At 71.7% G+C, this 17135-nt stretch carries 15 protein-coding genes; 7 read left to right on the forward strand and 8 right to left on the reverse strand.

Annotated elements, in window-relative coordinates:
- Window positions 1-31 precede the first annotated feature (31 nt).
- A complete protein-coding gene (locus ACZ6TD_RS05200; RefSeq protein WP_471351166.1) occupies window positions 32-1894 on the reverse strand; it encodes an ABC transporter ATP-binding protein in 1863 nt (620 codons plus the stop codon).
- Between the two features lie 135 nt (window positions 1895-2029).
- On the opposite strand from ACZ6TD_RS05200, the gene ACZ6TD_RS05205 reads away from it, so the two are divergent.
- The gene (locus tag ACZ6TD_RS05205; RefSeq protein WP_471351170.1) at window positions 2030-2470 is read left to right on the forward strand and encodes a MarR family winged helix-turn-helix transcriptional regulator; all 441 of its coding nucleotides are present in this window, start codon (window positions 2030-2032) and stop codon (window positions 2468-2470) included.
- An 83-nt stretch (window positions 2471-2553) separates the two neighbouring features.
- Here ACZ6TD_RS05205 and ACZ6TD_RS05210 read toward each other — a convergent pair whose 3' ends face one another.
- Window positions 2554-3294 (reverse strand): hypothetical protein, encoded by a 741-nt coding sequence (locus ACZ6TD_RS05210; RefSeq protein ID WP_471351171.1) that lies wholly within the window; start codon window positions 3292-3294, stop codon window positions 2554-2556.
- 157 nt (window positions 3295-3451) lie between these two features.
- Between ACZ6TD_RS05210 and ACZ6TD_RS05215 the strand changes: the two genes are divergently transcribed.
- Both ACZ6TD_RS05215 and ACZ6TD_RS05220 read left to right on the forward strand, forming a co-directional pair.
- Complete coding sequence (locus ACZ6TD_RS05215) at window positions 3452-5404, forward strand: ABC transporter transmembrane domain-containing protein (RefSeq protein ID WP_471351175.1); 1953 nt, start codon at window positions 3452-3454, stop codon at window positions 5402-5404.
- Window positions 5401-7182, forward strand: coding sequence for an ABC transporter ATP-binding protein (locus ACZ6TD_RS05220; RefSeq protein ID WP_471351176.1), 1782 nt, complete (start codon window positions 5401-5403; stop codon window positions 7180-7182). The genes ACZ6TD_RS05215 and ACZ6TD_RS05220 overlap by 4 nt, the downstream gene beginning before the upstream one ends.
- 92 nt (window positions 7183-7274) lie before the next feature.
- Here the strand turns inward: ACZ6TD_RS05220 and ACZ6TD_RS05225 are convergent, their stop codons facing one another.
- Entirely contained in the window at window positions 7275-8066 is a 792-nt protein-coding gene (locus ACZ6TD_RS05225; protein ID WP_471351180.1) for a metal-dependent hydrolase, read from the reverse strand.
- 136 nt (window positions 8067-8202) lie between these two features.
- Here ACZ6TD_RS05225 and ACZ6TD_RS05230 point away from each other — a divergent pair, with 136 nt between their 5' ends.
- Together ACZ6TD_RS05230 and ACZ6TD_RS05235 are read left to right on the forward strand one after the other, a co-directional pair.
- On the forward strand, window positions 8203-10731 hold the full coding sequence (locus tag ACZ6TD_RS05230) for a DEAD/DEAH box helicase (RefSeq protein WP_471351182.1): 2529 nt from the start codon (window positions 8203-8205) through the stop codon (window positions 10729-10731).
- Between the two features lie 61 nt (window positions 10732-10792).
- Entirely contained in the window at window positions 10793-11683 is an 891-nt protein-coding gene (locus ACZ6TD_RS05235) for an acyl-CoA thioesterase (protein ID WP_471351184.1), read from the forward strand.
- A 42-nt stretch (window positions 11684-11725) separates the two neighbouring features.
- On the opposite strand, the gene ACZ6TD_RS05240 is transcribed toward ACZ6TD_RS05235, so the two are convergent.
- Window positions 11726-12688, reverse strand: coding sequence for a DUF6397 family protein (locus ACZ6TD_RS05240; RefSeq protein ID WP_471351185.1), 963 nt, complete (start codon window positions 12686-12688; stop codon window positions 11726-11728).
- 98 nt (window positions 12689-12786) lie between these two features.
- Window positions 12787-13191, reverse strand: a complete 405-nt coding sequence (locus ACZ6TD_RS05245) for a roadblock/LC7 domain-containing protein (RefSeq protein WP_020865999.1) — start codon at window positions 13189-13191, stop codon at window positions 12787-12789.
- A gap of 119 nt (window positions 13192-13310) precedes the next feature.
- Between ACZ6TD_RS05245 and ACZ6TD_RS05250 the strand changes: the two genes are divergently transcribed.
- Window positions 13311-13739 (forward strand): PPOX class F420-dependent oxidoreductase, encoded by a 429-nt coding sequence (locus ACZ6TD_RS05250; protein WP_471351188.1) that lies wholly within the window; start codon window positions 13311-13313, stop codon window positions 13737-13739.
- A 53-nt stretch (window positions 13740-13792) separates the two neighbouring features.
- Here ACZ6TD_RS05250 and ACZ6TD_RS05255 read toward each other — a convergent pair whose 3' ends face one another.
- The gene (locus tag ACZ6TD_RS05255; protein ID WP_471351190.1) at window positions 13793-14986 is read right to left on the reverse strand and encodes a zinc-dependent alcohol dehydrogenase; all 1194 of its coding nucleotides are present in this window, start codon (window positions 14984-14986) and stop codon (window positions 13793-13795) included.
- The gene (locus tag ACZ6TD_RS05260) at window positions 14955-15473 is read right to left on the reverse strand and encodes a roadblock/LC7 domain-containing protein (protein ID WP_471351191.1); all 519 of its coding nucleotides are present in this window, start codon (window positions 15471-15473) and stop codon (window positions 14955-14957) included. The genes ACZ6TD_RS05255 and ACZ6TD_RS05260 overlap by 32 nt, the downstream gene beginning before the upstream one ends.
- A gap of 241 nt (window positions 15474-15714) precedes the next feature.
- Here ACZ6TD_RS05260 and ACZ6TD_RS05265 point away from each other — a divergent pair, with 241 nt between their 5' ends.
- Window positions 15715-16335, forward strand: a complete 621-nt coding sequence (locus tag ACZ6TD_RS05265) for a class I SAM-dependent methyltransferase (RefSeq protein WP_471351194.1) — start codon at window positions 15715-15717, stop codon at window positions 16333-16335.
- A gap of 30 nt (window positions 16336-16365) precedes the next feature.
- On the opposite strand, the gene ACZ6TD_RS05270 is transcribed toward ACZ6TD_RS05265, so the two are convergent.
- Entirely contained in the window at window positions 16366-17133 is a 768-nt protein-coding gene (locus ACZ6TD_RS05270; protein ID WP_471351196.1) for an alpha/beta fold hydrolase, read from the reverse strand.
- Window positions 17134-17135 lie beyond the last annotated feature (2 nt).

Consider the following 17135-nt stretch of genomic DNA (forward strand, 5'->3'; position numbering starts at 1 on the left):
TTTCAGGAGGTTCTGCGGAGGGCTTTGGGCACTAGACGGCGGGGACCACCGGCGACAGATGGGCGTCGCGCCGCACCAGTGCGGCGTAGCGTCCGTCCTTGGCCAGCAGCTCCTCATGGGTCCCCCGCTCGGCGATGCGGCCGCCGTCGAGGACGACGATCTGGTCGGCGTCGCGCACGGTGGAGAGCCGGTGGGCGATGGTGATCGTGGTGCGGCCGGCCGACAGGGCGTCGATGGCCTCCTGGACGGCCTGCTCGGTGCGGGTGTCCAGGGCGCTGGTGGCTTCGTCCAGGATGAGGACGGGCGGGTCGCGCAGAATCGTGCGGGCTATGGCCAGCCGCTGCTTCTCCCCACCGGAGAAGCGATAGCCGCGCTCTCCCACGAGGGTGTCATAGCCGTCCGGGAGGGAGGCGATGTGGTCGTGGATCTGGGCGGCCTCGGCCGCGGCCACGAGCTCCTCATCGGTCGCGTCGGGCTTGGCGAAGCGCAGATTCTCGGCGACGGAGGCGTGGAAGAGATAGGTCTCCTGGGAGACGACGCCGACGGCCCGGGCGAGGGAGTCGAAGTCGAGGTCGCGCACATCCACGCCGTCGATCAGCACTCGGCCGCCGGTCACGTCGTAGAGCCGGGGCACCAGATAGCTGAGGGTCGTCTTGCCCGAGCCGGTCGATCCGACGACCGCCAGGCTGCCGCCCGCGGGGACGGTCAGATCGATGCCGCGCAGGGTGCCCTTCGACGGCGTGCTCTTCGACGGGCCCTTCGACGCGCCCTTCGACGGGCCGGGCGGCGTGCCGTCGTAGTCGAAGTCGACGCCGTCGAAGCGGACTTCACCGCGCACCTTCTCCAGGCGCACCGGGTCGGCGGGCTCGGTGATGTCGATCGGCAGGTCGAGGTATTCGAAGATGCGGGCGAAGAGGGCGAGGGAGGTCTGCACCTGCACACCGGTGGACAGCAGGCTCACCGTGGGCCGGAGCAGCCCCTGCTGGAGCGAGACGAAGGCGACGAGCGTGCCGATGGAGACGGCGGGGCCACCGGCCTGGAGGGCGATGCCCGCGGCCCAGTAGATCAGCGCGGGCATGGCGGCCATGACGATACCGATGGTGGACATCCGCCAGCGGCCTGCCATGTTGGAGCGCACTTCCAGGCCCACCAGGCGCTCGGACTCCTGGGCGAACTGCTGGGTGAGCGACTCGGACCGGCCCATGCTGCGGCCGAGCAGGATTCCGCTCACCGACAGGGACTCGGTGACCATCGCGGACATGGCCGCCATCTGCTTCTGGCGCTGCGAGGTGATCTTCTTGCGCTCGGCGCCGACGCGACGGCTGATCCAGACGAACACCGGCAGCAGGAGCAGGGAGACGACGGTCAGCCGCCAGTCGAGCGCGAGCATCGCGACCACGGTGGCGACCACGCTGGTGAGGTTGGAGACCAGCGAGGTCGCGGTCGAGGTGACGGTGGCCTGCATACCGCCGATGTCATTGGCGATACGGGACTGCACCTCGCCGGTGCGGGTGCGGGTGAAGAAGGCGAGCGGCATGCGCTGCAGCCGGTCGTAGACGGCGGTGCGCAGATCGTGCATCACACGCTGGCCGACGGTGGTGGAGATCAGGGTCTGCAGAACGCCGAAGACGCTGTTGACGACGGCCGCGGAGATCATGCCGAGGGCGAGCAGGGTGAGCAGTCCGGTGCGGCCGTCGGGGATGGCGGTGTCGAGGATCTCCCGGAGCAGGAACGGCGTGGCGACCGAGACCAGCGCGGAGGCGGCGACCAGCAGGCCGACCACGGCGAGGCGGCCTCGGTAGGGACGGAAGAGCCGGAGGATGCGGCGCACCTGGGCGGGCCGCTCGGGCTCCTGTGCGGACGGTGTCCATGACGGAGGTGTGTCGGGGTGCATGGGCTCCTTCTGGAGACAGGGAGGCCGCCGCGGGTGTCGGCTTGGTCGAGCCGCGGCCGCGTCGGCGCGGACTTTGAGAGCATAGCTCATTGTTACCTATGCTCACAATGAACCCGGTCCTGATAAACTGCGATCATGCCCACGCCCGAGACATCCGGCCTCCTCGCGGAGCAGCTGCTGCGCCTGACCCGCAGACTGCACCGCGCCCAGAAGCGCTATATGGAGCCACTGGGCATCACCCCCGCCCAGTCCCGCCTGCTGCGCACCGTGGCCCATGACGACCAGCCGCCGCGGATGGCGGACCTGGCCCAGCGCCTCGAGGTGGTCCCGCGCGCCGTGACGACGCTGGTGGACGCCCTGGAGGCGCATGGCTCGGTGCGCCGCGTACCGGATCCGACCAGCCGCCGGGTGGTGCGCGTCGAGCTCACCGACACCGGGCGCTCCACGCTGCGATCGCTGCGCGAGGCCCGCCGGGCCGCCGCGGAGGACATCCTGGCACCGCTCGACGATCAGCAGCGCGAGGTGCTGGGCGAGCTGCTGGACACCCTGTCCGGCGCCCCGGACCACCGCTGCTGAGATCTGGGCGGCTGCCCCGCCGAGATCCGTGTGACCTCGCCACCTCGATCCGTTGGACCGCCGGGAAGTCCCCGGCGCCGCGCTCAGGCGGCCAGGTGCGCCTTGTCCCCCATGACCACCACCGGGTGCAGCTTGGGGTCGAGGTTCTTCAGCAGATACTCCATACCGGACTTGGGGAGGCTGACACAGGCCGAAGTGCCGCTGCCGTGGTCCATGTGCAGCCAGATGCTGCCGCCCTTGCGCTGCCCTTCGGGCCGGGTCTGGTCCAGCGGCGAGGTGCCCTTGACGCGGTTGTAGTCAATGGCGATGACGTAGTTGAAGTCCGTCCAGTGGGACTTGGGCCAGTAGTGCGGCGCGGCGAAGGAGCCGGACGAGGTGTACGGCAGCCGGGCGCCGGGGTCGGGCAGCACACCGCCCGCGTCGCTGAGCGTGTAGACCCCGACCGGGCTGCGCTTGTCGCCCTCGTGATGGTTCGTCGTCCAGCCGCGCTTGCCATTGTGCGCGGTCCAACTGCGCGTCCGCTCCCATGCCTTGCCCTGCTTGGTGTAGAGGACCACGGTCGAGTCCCCGGAGTTCACCCCTTTGCCGTAGACCGCAACGACCTGACGGGACTGGTCCGGGATCCTGGACTGGAGCTTGTCCCCCACATCCGGGATACGCGTGGGATCCGGCCTGGGCGCCCCGCTGCGCAGCGCTTGTTCGCCCTGGTCCGCACCCTTGTCGCCGCCGCTGTCACCGCCGCCGTCACCGCAGGCCGTGAGGAGGACGAGGGCCGCGGCGGCCGCGGCCGCCGCACGCATGGACATCGTGCCGGAAATTCGCATGTCCCCATGGTCCCACCCCCATAGGACAGTGGGGCATGCGGGATTGGCGTGTTCCGGCCGGTCCCGGGAAAACCAGTTGAATTCCGCACCGTGAGAACGTCAGCCTTGCACGTCTCCTGCCTCCCCTCCTCCGCCGCCCGCCCGACCTTGGGACGTCATGCACATTCGCGATCTTCCGTACCCCGATCCCGGCCGACCCGACGTGCGGTCAGGTCCGAGGTTTCTCTTCTGGCTGGGCAGGAATCAGCTGGGCGGGCAGGTCAAGGCGGCCCTCTGGGGTCTGGTGCACATGGCCGCGCTGGTGTCCTTCCCGCTCGCCATCGGCTTCGGTGTGCAGGCGGTGGTGGACCGCTCCGGCTCCCGGCTGGCGATGGCCGGGGCGCTGATGGTGGGGCTCACCGTGGTCACCGCGCTGGGGGACGCCATGCTGCACCGTGCGGCGGTCACCAACTGGATCACGGCGGCGGCACGGATGCAGCAGCTGCTGTCCCGCAAGGCGGTGGAGCTGGGGGCCGCGCTCACCCGGAAGGTGGCGGCCGGCGAGGTCGTCGCCGTCTCCACGGGCGACGTCGAGAAGATCGGCTGGTTTGTGGAGGCCCTGTCCCGCTTCACCGCGGCCGCGATCACCACCGTCGCGCTCTGTGTGGCGCTGGTGCTCTACCAGCCGGCGCTGGGAGTGGTGGTGGCGGTGGGTGTGCCCGCGCTGGCGCTGGCCGTGCTGCCGCTGCTGCCGCGCGCGGCGCGCCGGGCCGACGACCAGCGGGAGAAGGCGGGCCGGGCCACCGAGCTGGCCTCGGACACCGTGGCCGGGCTGCGGGTGCTGCGCGGCATCGGCGGCGAGGAGCTGTTCCTGGGCCGCTACCGGAACGCCTCGCAGGAGGTGCGGGCGGCGGCGGTGCGCAGCGCGCGGATGTGGGCGCTGATCGCGGCCGTACAGGTGGCGCTGCCGGGGCTGCTGCTGATCGGTGTGGTCTGGTACGGGGCGTCGCTGGCCCGCGAGGGGCGGATCGAGGTGGGCGAACTGGTCACCGTCTACAGCGCGGTCACCTTTCTGCTCTTCCCGCTGCGGCACTTCGAGGAGATCGCCATGGCGTACTCCTTCTCCCGGCCCTCCGCGCAGCGCGCGGCCCGGGTGCTGGCGCTGCGGCGCTCCTCCGGGGGCGGCGAGGGCACGGCCACCGTGGCCACCGCGGCGTCCGCGGACGGTGGCGAGCGCGCGGAAGCGCGGGAGGCCACCACACCGCTCGGCGGGGATCTGTACGACCCGGTGAGCGGGATGCTGGCGCCGAGCGGGGTGCTGACCGCGGTGGTGTGCGGCGACCCGGACGCGGCCGGGCGGCTGGCGGACCGGCTCGGCGGACATCCCGCGCACGGCGGCCCGGGCGACGGGGACCACGGCGCGGCGCCGTCGGCGCTGCTGGGCGGGGTCGCCCTGGACGAGGTGGCACTGGCCTCGGCGCGCACGGCGGTGCTGGTGCAGGACAAGGACCCGGTGCTGCTGTCAGGGACGCTCGCCGAGCTGCTGGATGTGCCGAGGTCCGGGGAGGTCTCGGCGGAGAAGGCCCTCGAGGCGGCCCAGTGCGGCGATGTGCTGGAGGCCCTGGCGCAGGCGTCGGCGGCCGACGAGGGTGACGCCGACCCCATGCGCACCCGGATCACCGAGCGCGGCCGCTCGCTGTCGGGTGGCCAGCGGCAGCGGCTGGCGCTGGCCCGCTCGCTGGTGACCGATCCTGAGGTGCTGGTCCTGGACGAGCCGACCTCCGCGGTGGACTCGCACACCGAGGCGCGGATCGCCGACGGGGTGCGGCGGCTGCGGACGGGCCGGACCACCATCGTGTTCACCTCCAGCCCGCTGGTGCTGGACCGGGCCGACCGGGTGGTGTTCGTGGCCGACGGCGAGGCGGCGGGGGTGGGCACCCACCGTGAGCTGCTGGGCACCGATTCCGCGTATCGCGCGGTCGTCACCCGCGAGACGGACGGCGAGGCCGCCGTGCGGAGTGCCGGGCGGCCCGCCGGGCCGGCCGACCACGGCCCGGAGGACCTCGCGCGAGAGGACGTCGCGCGCGAAGACATCGGGCGGATCGAGGAACAGATCGAGGAGTCGGCATGATCGGCGTGGCACCGCCCGCCTATGACCCGGCCGCACCGGAGTCGGCGACAACGCTGCCGGTCGGCACACCCACCACCGTGCGGGCCTATGTGCGTGAGCTGCTGCGGCGGCACCGGGCCGCCTTCACCGTGCTGATGGTCGTGAACGCGACCGCGGTGCTCGCCTCCATGGTCGGCCCGCAGTTGCTGGGTGGCGTGGTCGAGGACCTCTCCGAGGGCGAGAAGGACCTCCACATCGGGCGCACCGTGGCGCTGTTCGCGGTGGCGCTGGTGGTGCAGACCGTGTTCGTCCGGCTGGTGCGGCTGCGCGGGGCGGTACTCGGCGAGCAAATGCTGGCGGATCTGCGGGAGGACTTCCTCGTACGGTCGGTGGGTCTGCCCCCGGGGGTGCTGGAGCGGGCCGGCACCGGGGATCTGCTGTCCCGGATCACCACCGATATCGACCGGCTGGCGAACGCGATGCGGGAGGCCGTGCCCCAGCTCGCCATCGGTGTGCTGTGGACCGGCCTGCTGCTCGGCGCGCTGACCCTGACCGCTCCCCCACTGGGTCTCGCGGTGCTGGTGGCGCTCCCGGTGCTGGTGATCGGCTGTCGGTGGTACTTCCGCCGCGCGCCGAGCGCCTACCGCTCGGAGGCGGCAGGATACGCGGCGGTGTCCGCCTCCCTCACCGAGAGCGTGGACGCCGGGCGGACCATCGAGGCCCACCGGCTGGGCGACCGGCGGATCGCCCAGTCCGAGCTGCGCATCCGGCAGTGGACGGCATGGGAGCGCTACACCCTCTGGCTGCGCTCGGTGCTCTTCCCGGTGATCAATGTGAGCTACACGCTGATCACCGGTTCGGTGCTGATGATCGGCGGTCTGTGTGTGATGCGGGGCTGGATGTCGATCGGCGAGCTGACCACCGGGGCGCTGCTGTCGCAGATGCTGGTCGAGCCGATCGGGCTGATCCTGCGCTGGTACGACGAGCTGCAGGTCGCGCAGGTGTCGCTGGCCCGGCTGGTGGGGGTGCGGGAGATCGAGGAGGGCCCCGCCGACGAGGGGGTGGTCCCCGGTGGCCGGGAGGTGCGGGCGGACGAGGTGCGGTTCGGCTACCACGAGGGCAGCGATGTGCTGCACGAGGTGTCCATGAAGGTGCCTCCGGGGACGCGGCTGGCGCTGGTGGGCCCGTCCGGGGCGGGGAAGTCCACCCTGGGGCGGCTGCTGGCCGGGATCTACTCCCCGCGCACCGGCCGGGTGACCCTGGGCGGGGCGGAGCTGGCGCGAATGCCGGCCGAGCGGGTCCGGGAGCATGTGGCCCTGGTCAACCAGGAGCACCATGTCTTCGTGGGCTCGCTGCGGGACAATCTGCTGCTGGCCCGCGCCTACGCCGAGGACGCCGAGCTGTGGGCGGCGCTGGGCGCGGTGGACGCAGACGGCTGGGCCCGCGCGCTGGACGAGGGCCTGGACACCGAGGTCGGGTCGGGCGGCCTCGCGCTCACCCCCGCACAGGCGCAGCAGATCGCGCTGGCCCGGCTGGTGCTCGCCGATCCGCATACGCTGGTGCTGGACGAAGCCACCTCGCTGCTGGACCCGCGGGCGGCGCGCCATCTGGAGCGGTCGCTGGGCCGGGTGCTGGAGGGCAGGACCGTGGTGGCGATCGCCCACCGGCTGCACACGGCGCATGACGCGGACGTGATCGCCGTGGTGGAGAGCGGCCGGATCACCGAACTGGGCAGCCATGACGAACTCGTCGCGGCGGACGGGGCGTACGCCGCGCTGTGGCGCTCCTGGCATCAGTAGCAGCAGGGGTGGCCGCGCACCGGCGTGGCCACCCCGGTGCCGTCCGGGACCCCCCTGGTCCAGTCCGGGGCCGCCCCGGCCCGGTCCGGGGTTCAGATCACGCCGAGGGCGGCCAGTCCGCCCATGCCACCGAGCAGCATGAAGACCGGCATCAGCACCTTCAATTCGACCCAGCTGCCGGCCCGGAACCGCATTCCCTTCGGCGGACCGATCGGGTACCAGCGCTTGCGGCCGATCGGAATGGGCCACAGGATCGGGCAGCCGGAGACCGTGAGCGCGTCCCCGATGTCGTGGACCAGGGCGCCGAGCACGATCGGCAGGCCCAGCCAGAGGTACTCCTGGCCCGGTGCGCTGAACAGCCAGTCCGAGCCATTGCCGGGCTTGTGCAGCACATCGGCGAGGATCCAGGCGCTGGCCGCTCCGAGCAGCCACACCAGGACATCGCTGGAGACCCGCGCGGCCCGCCACAGCAGGCCCTCGACGGCCAGCACCATGTGCACGAAGAGGATGCCCAGCACCGCCCAGCGCCCGCCGACCATCGCGAGCGCCGAGGCTCCGGCGCCGATCAGCACCGCCCATACCCAGGTGTGGGTGAGGGTGCGGTGGCCGCCGGAGCGGCGCGGGTCGCCCGCCTTCCTGGTCGACTTGTAGACGGAGTACGAGAGCTTGTCGATCACCTCGCACAGAGCCCGCGAGATGGGCCCGAAGGCGCGGGATATGGTCGCCGCCTTGTGGTCGAGGTCGGGGGCGAGCGCCGCTCCCGCGCAGATCAGCGCGCCGGCGACCAGTACCGGCCAGGGCATCGCGTGGCCGGCCGCCGCGGCCGCCGCCCCCACCCCCAGCCAGGCCGCCGCCCCGGACAGCGAATGCGCCGGTCCCATCATGGTCGTACCCCGCCCCTGTTCTTTCCCGCTTCCGAGCGGGAGTTGACTGCTTCGGCCCGGCACAGCCTAGCTGCGGACGATCTTCGCACGTACAGCCGGTTGCCGCCCCGGCGGGGAAACCAGGCAGTATAGGTGCGTGACTCTTATCGATCAGCTGCCGAGCGACGCCGACCCCGACGCACTTTTCGAGGCGTTCTCCACCTGGGTCGAGGAGCGGGGCATCTCGCTGTACCCCGCCCAGGAGGAAGCGCTGATCGAGGTGGTCTCCGGGGCGAATGTGATCCTCTCGACCCCCACCGGCTCGGGCAAGAGCCTGGTGGCGGCGGGGGCCCACTTCGCCGCGCTCGCCCGGGACGAGGTCACCTTCTACACCGCGCCGATCAAGGCCCTGGTCTCGGAGAAGTTCTTCGAGCTGTGCAAGCTCTTCGGCACCGAGAACGTCGGGATGCTCACCGGCGACGCGTCGGTCAACGCGGACGCGCCGGTCATCTGCTGTACCGCCGAGGTGCTGGCGTCCATCGCCCTGCGGGACGGCAAGGACGCCGATATCGGCCAGGTGGTGATGGACGAGTTCCACTTCTATGCGGAGCCGGACCGGGGCTGGGCGTGGCAGATCCCGCTGCTGGAGCTGCCGAGGGCGCAGTTCATCCTGATGTCGGCGACGCTCGGTGATGTGAGCCGGTTCGAGGAGGATCTGACCCGGCGCACCGGGCGGCCCACCGCGGTCGTGCGGTCCGCGACCCGGCCGGTGCCGCTGAGCTACGAGTACCGGACGACGCCGCTGACCGAGACGCTGACCGAGCTGCTGGAGACCCAGCAGGCGCCCGTCTACATCGTGCACTTCACCCAGGCGGCGGCGGTCGAGCGGGCCCAGGCGCTGATGAGCATCAATATGTGCTCGCGCGCCGAGAAGGACGAGATCGCCTCGCTGATCGGCAATTTCCGGTTCACCACCAAGTTCGGCCGCAACCTGTCCCGTTACGTCCGGCACGGGATCGGTGTGCACCACGCGGGCATGCTGCCCAAATACCGGCGGCTGGTGGAGAAGCTGGCGCAGGCCGGGCTGCTCAAGGTCATCTGCGGTACGGACACCCTGGGCGTGGGCGTCAATGTGCCCATCCGCACCGTCCTGTTCACCGCGCTGACCAAGTACGACGGCCAGCGGGTGCGGACGCTGCGGGCCCGGGAGTTCCACCAGATCGCGGGCCGGGCCGGACGGGCCGGCTTCGACACCGCGGGCTTTGTGGTGGCCCAGGCGCCCGAGCACGTCATCGAGAACGAGAAGGCGCTCGCGAAGGCCGGGGACGATCCGAAGAAGCGCCGCAAGGTGGTCCGCAAGAAGGCGCCGGAGGGCTTCGTCAACTGGGGCCAGAACACCTTCGAGAAGCTCATCGCCTCCGAACCCGAGCCGCTCACCTCCCGGTTCCGGGTCACCCACGCGATGCTGCTGTCGGTCATCGCCCGTCCCGGCAACGCCTTCGAGGGGATGCGCCACCTGCTGGAGGACAACCACGAGCCGCGCAAGAACCAGCTGCGGCACATCCGCCGGGCGATCGCGATCTACCGCTCGCTGCTGGACGGCGGGGTGGTCGAGCAGGTGAAGCCCAGGGACGCCGACGGGGAGGACGGAGGCGCCCCGATCGTCCGGCTGACGGTGGATCTGCAGCAGGACTTCGCGCTCAACCAGCCGCTGTCCACCTTCGCGCTGGCCGCCTTCGAGCTGCTGGACCCCGAATCGCCCTCCTACGCCCTGGACATGGTCTCGGTCGTGGAGTCGACGCTGGACGACCCCCGGCAGATCCTGGCGGCGCAGCAGAACAAGGCGCGCGGTGAGGCGGTGGCCGCGATGAAGGCGGACGGCGTCGAGTACGAGGAGCGCATGGAGCGGCTCCAGGACATCTCCTACCCCAAGCCGCTGGAGGACCTGCTCTTCCACGCGTACGGGCTCTACCGCAAGAGCCATCCATGGGTCGGCGACCATCCGCTCTCGCCCAAGTCGGTGATCCGCGACATGTACGAGCGGGCGATGACCTTCACCGAGTTCACCTCGTTCTACGACCTGGCGCGGACCGAGGGCATTGTGCTGCGCTACCTGGCCAGCGCCTTCAAGGCCCTGGACCACACCGTGCCGGACGATCTGAAGTCCGATGACTTCCAGGACATCATCGCCTGGCTCGGTGAGATGGTGCGGCAGGTCGACTCCAGCCTCCTCGACGAGTGGGAGCAGCTGGCCAACCCGGAGGAGGAGTCGGCGGAGGAGGCCCAGGAGCGCGCCGACCAGGTCAGGCCGGTCACCGCCAACGCCCGCGCCTTCCGCGTGCTGGTGCGCAACGCCATGTTCCGCCGGGTGGAGCTGGCCGCGCTGGACAAGGTCGCCGAGCTCGGGGAGATGGACGCCGACTCCGGCTGGGACGAGGACGCCTGGGCGGAGGCGCTGGACGGGTACTGGGAGGAGTACGAGGAGCTCGGTACCGGAGCGCAGGCCCGCGGGCCGAAGCTGCTGCGGATCGAGGAGGACCCCGAGCACGGTCTGTGGCGGGTGCGGCAGACCTTCGACGACCCGAACGGCGATCACGACTGGGGCATCTCGGCGGAGGTCGATCTCGCCGCCTCCGACGAGGAGGGCCGGGCGGTGGTCCGGGTCACCGACGTGGGCCAACTGTAGCCTCCTGGAGGCGGTCCACGCCGGGGACCGGCCCGGCCCCCTCAGTGAAGGAGCACCACCGATGACCAATCCCGCCGAGCGCCTGGTCGATCTGCTCGACCTGGAACGGATCGAGCTGGACATCTTCCGCGGCCGCAGCCCCGATGAGTCGCTGCAGCGGGTGTTCGGCGGGCAGGTGGCGGGCCAGGCTCTGGTGGCCGCCGGGCGGACCACCGACGGGCGGCGGCCGGTGCACTCGCTGCACGCGTACTTCCTGCGGCCGGGGCGGCCCGGTGTGCCCATCGTGTACCAGGTGGAGCGGGTCCGGGACGGGCGCTCCTTCACCACCCGCCGGGTCGTCGCCATCCAGCAGGGTCGCACGATCTTCAATCTGACGGCTTCCTTTCATTCTCCTGAGCCGGGTATCGAGCAGCAGCTGCCGATGCCGGATGTGCCCGGGCCGGAGGGTCTGCCGACCCTCGCCGACGAGGTCCGCGCCCATCTGGGCACGCTCCCCGAGGCGTTCGCCCGCATGGAGCGCCGGCAGCCCTTCGACATCCGCTATGTGGAGCGGTTGCGCTGGACGGACGAGGAGCTCAAGGGCGCGGAACCGCGCAGTGCCGTATGGATGCGCGCGGTGGGGCCGCTCGGGGACGACCCGCTGGTGCACACCTGTGCGCTCACCTATGCGAGCGACATGATGCTGCTGGACGCGGTGCGGGTGCCGGTCGAGCCGCTGTGGGGCCCACGGGGCTTCGACATGGCCTCGCTCGATCACGCCATGTGGTTCCACCGGCCGTTCCGCACCGATGAGTGGTTTCTCTACGAGCAGGAGTCGCCCGTGGCCACGGGCGGCCGGGGACTGGCGCGCGGCCGGATCTACGACCGCGCGGGTCGGCTCCTGGTATCCGTGGTGCAAGAGGGACTGTTTCGTCCGCTACGGCCCGCCGAAGGTGCCGCCGACGGCGGCTGAGCCCATCGTGGTGTGCTCCACCGGGACGTGCCGCGCCATGGCTCATCGCCTGCCGATCAGCTTCTGCCACAGGCTTCGCGGGCGGCCCGGGGCCGGGATGCGGTCATCGAGCGTCGGCTCCGGCCCGGCGTCCGGGCGCGGCGCGGGCCGGGTCCGGCGGGCGTCGTCCAACGATGCGGCGAGGGCGGCCCGATAGCGCCGGATCTCCCGTGGGTCGTCCGCCGTGACCACCCTGTCGACGACATCCCGGACCGTGCCGGCCTCGGGACGCATCCGGACGAGCGCGGGGCGAAGCTCCCGCAGATGGGCCCGCTCATACGGATCGGCCACGGCCGAGGCCAGCTCGACGGAGCCCAGCACCGAGGCCGGCACCGCGGCCCGCTCCCAGGGGTCCTCGGTCTGGGCGAGCAGCTGGCCGATCCTGCGGCTGCGCCATTTGGCGGCCCGCCAGTCCTCCCCGGCGGCCAATGCGGCGCTCAGCCCCGGCGGGGTGCGGCCGCTCAGCAACTCCGGCTGCCTGACGGCGAACTCGGTCAGATCCGACGCCAGATAGAGCCATACGACGGCCCGATAGCGATTGACATAGAACCGGACGGGGGCGAAGAAACCCCCGCGCGCGAGGCGGGTCAACCGCCCCTGGGTAATGCCGAGCAGCTCCGCGCCCTCCGCGGTGCCGACCACGCGGAGACGGGCGATGAGCGCCTCCGGGAATCCCTCGGCGGCGGTCACCCGCCTCAACTCCTCGCACGCCACCCGCCGGCCCAGACCGGTGGTGACGGTGCGCACCTCCCCCAGCTGAACGGCCAGCTCGAACTCCCGCGTGCTGAGCCCCAGCGCCCGGGCCGCCGCGCCGAACGCGACGCTCTCGCCCGATCCGCCCGGCCCCGCCGGCCCGCCAGGGTCTCCCGGCCCGCTCGCCCGTCCCGGCACGCTCGGCTCGCCGAGCCACTCCGGGCTCCACGGCCCCTGGCTCTCCCGCAGCTCCTGATCCACCCGCACTGCCATGCGACGTCCTCCCCCGCACTGCCTCAATCACTGACAGTGACGACGATAGCCGCGAAGCAAGACGGCCGGTCATGCCTGTGGATAACTTCCGCGCGGCATCAACTGGGTGCGCCGCTCTCCTGCCTGGCCTCGACTCCCAGGTGCTCCCCCACCCGGTTGACCAGCAGCGCCATCTCGTAGGCGACCTGCCCCACATCCGCGTCCGGCCCGGTGAGCACGCACAGACAGCTGCCGTCCCCCGCCGCCGTGACGAAGAGGACGCCCTCGTCGAATTCGACCATCGTCTGCCGCACCCGGCCCGTGCGGAAGTGGTGCCCGGATCCCTTGGCGAGGCTGTGCAGCCCGGACGCCACCGCCGCCAGGTGCTCGGCGTCCTGGCGCACCAGCGTGGAACTCGCCCCCGTCACCAGCCCGTCGTTGGACAACACCAGCGCGTGCCGTATCTCCGCGATCCGCTCGGTCAGGTCGTCCAGTAACCAGTCGAGCCCCTTGTTCACTGCCATATCCGATTCCTCCCCGATTCCCCTTCAGCTGCGTGCCAGCCTTTCTCACTGCCGCCGTCTGGGCAACCCACCCCGCCCGGCACCCCACGCTTGTGCGCTGATTGACGCAGGATGGGGACATGGCACAGAACATGACCAAGGATCAGTGGCAGAAGTTCGTCACGGAGGGCACCCGCACCGCGAAGCTGGCGACCGTGCGGGCCGACGGAAGTCCGCACCTCGCCCCCGTGTGGTTCCTGCTCGACGGTGACGACCTCGTCTTCAACACAGGTCAGGAGACGGTCAAGGGGCGGAACTTGGCCCGGGACGACCGGCTCACCATCTGTGTGGACGACGACAGGCCGCCGTTCGCCTTCGTCACCCTGCGGGGGCGCGCCGAACTCATCGACGATCTGGGGCAGGTCCGCGACTGGGCCACCCGGATCGCCGCCCGTTACATGGGCGAGGACCGGGCCGAGGAGTACGGCGCCCGCAATGGCGTGCCGGGCGAGCTGCTGGTCAGGGTGCGCGTCGACAAGGTGCTCGCGCTCTCCGGGGTCGCCGAGTAGCGAGATTCGACCGAAATCCATCCCTTCATGACGCACCCGCGCCCATCCGACGTTTACGGGCGCATGAGGATCTTTATCGCACCGTCCTCCTTGTGCTGGAACATCTCATAGGCGCGGGGTGCCTCCTCAAGCGGCACGCGGTGGGTGGCGAACCCGTCGACGCCCAGCGGGTCGTCGTCCGTCAGCAGCGGGAAGATGTCGTCGGCCCAGCGCCGCACGTTCGCCTGGCCCATCCGCAGCTGGATCTGCTTGTCGAACATGGTCATCAGCGGCAGCGGATCGGCCATCCCGCCGTAGACCCCGCTGAGGGAGATCGTTCCGCCGCGCCGCACCAGCGCGATGGCCAGCCGCAGCGCCGCCAGCCGGTCGACCCCGGCCTTCTCCGTGAGCTTGGCGGCCCATTCCCGCGGCAGGAGACCCGTGGCCCGCTGGGCGGTCCGGCCCAGCGGGCTGCCGTGGGCCTCCGTTCCCACCGCGTCGATGACCGCGTCCGGTCCGCGGCCGCCGGTGGTCGAGAGGACGGCCTCGACCAGGTCCTCCTGGCGGGAGAAGTCATTGAGGTCATGGACCTCGACGCCATCGGCGCGCGCCCGGCGCAGCCGCTCGGGGACGAGGTCCACGCCGATGATCCGGTCGGCCAGACCCCGGGCCTTCGCCACCCGGCAGGCCATGATCCCGATGGGGCCCAGCCCCAGGACCGCGAGCGTGCCGCCGCGCGGCACCTCCGCGTACTCGACCGCCTGCCATGCCGTGGGCAGTACGTCGGACAGATAGACGTAGCGGTCGTCGTGGACTCCTTCGGGCACCTTGATCGGGCCGTACTGGGCCTGCGGCACCCGCAGATACTCCGCCTGGCCGCCGGCCACCGCACCGTAGAGCTTGGTGTAGCCGAAGAGCTCCGCCCCCATGCCGTGCTCGGTGACCTGGGTGGTCTCGCACTGCGTCGGCAGACCGGAGCGGCACGTCCAGCAGTGACCGCAGGCGATCTGGAACGGGACCACCACGCGGTCGCCGGGCTTGATGTGCGTCACCTCCGGGCCGGTTTCCTCCACGATGCCCATCGGTTCGTGGCCGAGGATGTCGCCGGGGGTCATGAAGGGCGTGAGCACCTCGTACAGATGCAGATCGGACCCGCACAGCCCCGTGGTGGTGATCCGGACGATCGCGTCCGTCGGCTCCTTGATGATGGGGTCGGGCACCGTCTCGACCCGCACATCATGTCGGCCCTGCCAGGTCACCGCTCGCATCGCCGCATCCCTTCGCCGTGGTCGTCGGAGTGATCTTCCGGGGGCCATTCCGGGTACCCCGGCGCATCCGGCCGAACCGTCGGCGGGACCATGGGCCGCGCCGCCGGTCCACCAGGTCCACGAGCCGGGTCGTCTCCTCGGCGATCACGCCCGGCTCGGCGCCCGCGGTGCCCAGCACGGCCAGGCACGCGCCGTCGGCCAGCGCCACGACGAAGAGGGTGCCCGCCGCCGTCTCGATCATCGTCCGCCGGGACGGCCCGCCACGCCCCCGGCGCCCGGCGCTCGCGGCGATGCCGTGGAATCCGGAGGCGACGGCGGCCAGGTGCTCGGCCTCATGGCGGGAGAGCCCACCGGACGCGCTGACGGTCGCCCCGTCCCGGGAGAGCACCACGGCATGGCGTACGCCTGCGGCTCCGGCCACCAGACCGTCCAGAATCCGGTCGAGATCGGCCACGGAGCGTGCGGCGGTGCTGCGCGGCTTGGTCATGGGCGGTCTCCCTCGGTCGGGATGCGCCGCGCCGTGCGGCGCTCCAGGTGTTCCCCTGGGCCAGGGACGCTAGACCCGGCGGGGGCACACATTGAGGGCGCATTACGGAACCTGTTGAAAATTGACAGAGTCAGATGCCAGAGCGATCGATGAGCGTCCGAATCTGCCCTCGATGCGGGCGTAGGCTGCTTGCTCAGCGCAGCGTCTCACCGTCGTGTCCCAGGTGCCCCGAGGAGTTCCCGTGCCACATGAGCCCTCCCATGGAAACAGCGCGGCCGACGTGCGGGACTTCTTCACTCCCCGGGCGGCCGACTGGGACCGCCGCTTCCCGGACGACGGCCCCGCCTACGCCGCCGCCGTCGCCGACCTCGGGCTCCGCCCCGGGGACGCGGTGCTCGACGCGGGGTGCGGAACGGGGCGTGCGCTGCCCGCGCTGCGCGCCGCGGTCGGCCCCGAGGGGACGGTCCTCGGAGTGGACCTCACGCCCGCCATGCTGGACGCCGCCCTGCGCGAGGGCCGGGACGGCTGCGCGGGCCTCGCCCTCGCCGATGTGGCGCGGCTGCCGCTGCACGACGGCCGCCTCGACGCGGTGTTCGCCGCCGGGCTGATCTCCCATCTCTCCGACCCCCGTGAGAACCTGCGCGAACTGGCCCGGGTGGTGCGCCCCGGCGGGCGGCTCGCGCTGTTCCACCCGGTGGGGCGGGCCGCTCTCGCCGCCCGCCACGGCCGCGCCCTCACCCCCGACGATCTGCGGGCGGAGCCCCGGCTACGGACGTTGCTGGCGGGCGCGGGCTGGCGGCTGGAGTCCTACACCGACGAGGACACACGCTTTCTGGCGCTCTCCGTCCGCGAAGTCGGCTGAGGATCGGAACGGCCGGCCCGAGCAGACCGCTCACGGCTGACCCGCGACCGCCGCCGCGAAGCCGGGGGCGTTGTCGAACATCACGTTGTGCCCCGCCCCGGGCACGGTACGGACCGTCACCCCGGCCGCCGTCAGCTCCTCGCGCCCGCTGAGCTCCTCACCGTGCCCACCGACGAGGAAGGTGCGGGGAATCTCCAGGCCGAGGAGCATCTCCCGCATGGTCGGCCGGGTACCGCGGACCAGTGCGCACGCGCTGCGGTGCACGGCGGTCGGGTCGGCGAGCCGCATCGTCGCCCGCCACACCGGCCCGATCCGCTCCAGGGTCTCCTCGAATCCGCCGCCGTGCACGAACGCGTCCTCCGGGTACGCCGCGATCCGGCTGCTGCCCGCCGTCAGGGGCGGGTCGGGATCCAGATTGGCCTCGGTGAGCACCAGACGGGACACCAGCTCCGGGCGGCGCACCGCCAGCACGATGGCGACCGATCCGCCCATGCTGTGCCCGATGAGCTCGGCACCCCGCACCACGGCCGCGTCGAGGGCCGAGGCCAGTGCGTCGGCATGGTCCTCCAGCGTGTAGCCGAAGTCGGCGGGGCGGTCGCTGATCCCGTGGCCGGGCAGGTCCACGAAGAGCGACCGCCGGCCCGCGAGGGCCGGGACGGCGGCTATATGGGCGTGATAGACGGCCGATGTCGCGCCGAGCCCATGGACGTACACCCGCGGCGGGCCGCCGTCCCCGTCCCCGGCCGTGCCGGTCCATCTGATGTGGGCCCCCTCCGGGCCGAATGAGGCGTGCTCCATGA

The organism is Streptomyces yongxingensis, from assembly GCF_055597465.1.

Coding starts and splice junctions, on each gene's coding strand:
- ACZ6TD_RS05200 (WP_471351166.1), bottom strand. CDS start 1,894: ATGCACCCCGACACACCTCCGTCATGGACACCGTCCGCACAGGAGCCC.
- ACZ6TD_RS05205 (WP_471351170.1), top strand. CDS start 2,030: ATGCCCACGCCCGAGACATCCGGCCTCCTCGCGGAGCAGCTGCTGCGC.
- ACZ6TD_RS05210 (WP_471351171.1), bottom strand. CDS start 3,294: ATGCGAATTTCCGGCACGATGTCCATGCGTGCGGCGGCCGCGGCCGCC.
- ACZ6TD_RS05215 (WP_471351175.1), top strand. CDS start 3,452: ATGCACATTCGCGATCTTCCGTACCCCGATCCCGGCCGACCCGACGTG.
- ACZ6TD_RS05220 (WP_471351176.1), top strand. CDS start 5,401: ATGATCGGCGTGGCACCGCCCGCCTATGACCCGGCCGCACCGGAGTCG.
- ACZ6TD_RS05225 (WP_471351180.1), bottom strand. CDS start 8,066: ATGATGGGACCGGCGCATTCGCTGTCCGGGGCGGCGGCCTGGCTGGGG.
- ACZ6TD_RS05235 (WP_471351184.1), top strand. CDS start 10,793: ATGACCAATCCCGCCGAGCGCCTGGTCGATCTGCTCGACCTGGAACGG.
- ACZ6TD_RS05240 (WP_471351185.1), bottom strand. CDS start 12,688: ATGGCAGTGCGGGTGGATCAGGAGCTGCGGGAGAGCCAGGGGCCGTGG.
- ACZ6TD_RS05245 (WP_020865999.1), bottom strand. CDS start 13,191: ATGGCAGTGAACAAGGGGCTCGACTGGTTACTGGACGACCTGACCGAG.
- ACZ6TD_RS05250 (WP_471351188.1), top strand. CDS start 13,311: ATGGCACAGAACATGACCAAGGATCAGTGGCAGAAGTTCGTCACGGAG.
- ACZ6TD_RS05255 (WP_471351190.1), bottom strand. CDS start 14,986: ATGCGAGCGGTGACCTGGCAGGGCCGACATGATGTGCGGGTCGAGACG.
- ACZ6TD_RS05260 (WP_471351191.1), bottom strand. CDS start 15,473: ATGACCAAGCCGCGCAGCACCGCCGCACGCTCCGTGGCCGATCTCGAC.
- ACZ6TD_RS05270 (WP_471351196.1), bottom strand. CDS start 17,133: ATGGAGCACGCCTCATTCGGCCCGGAGGGGGCCCACATCAGATGGACC.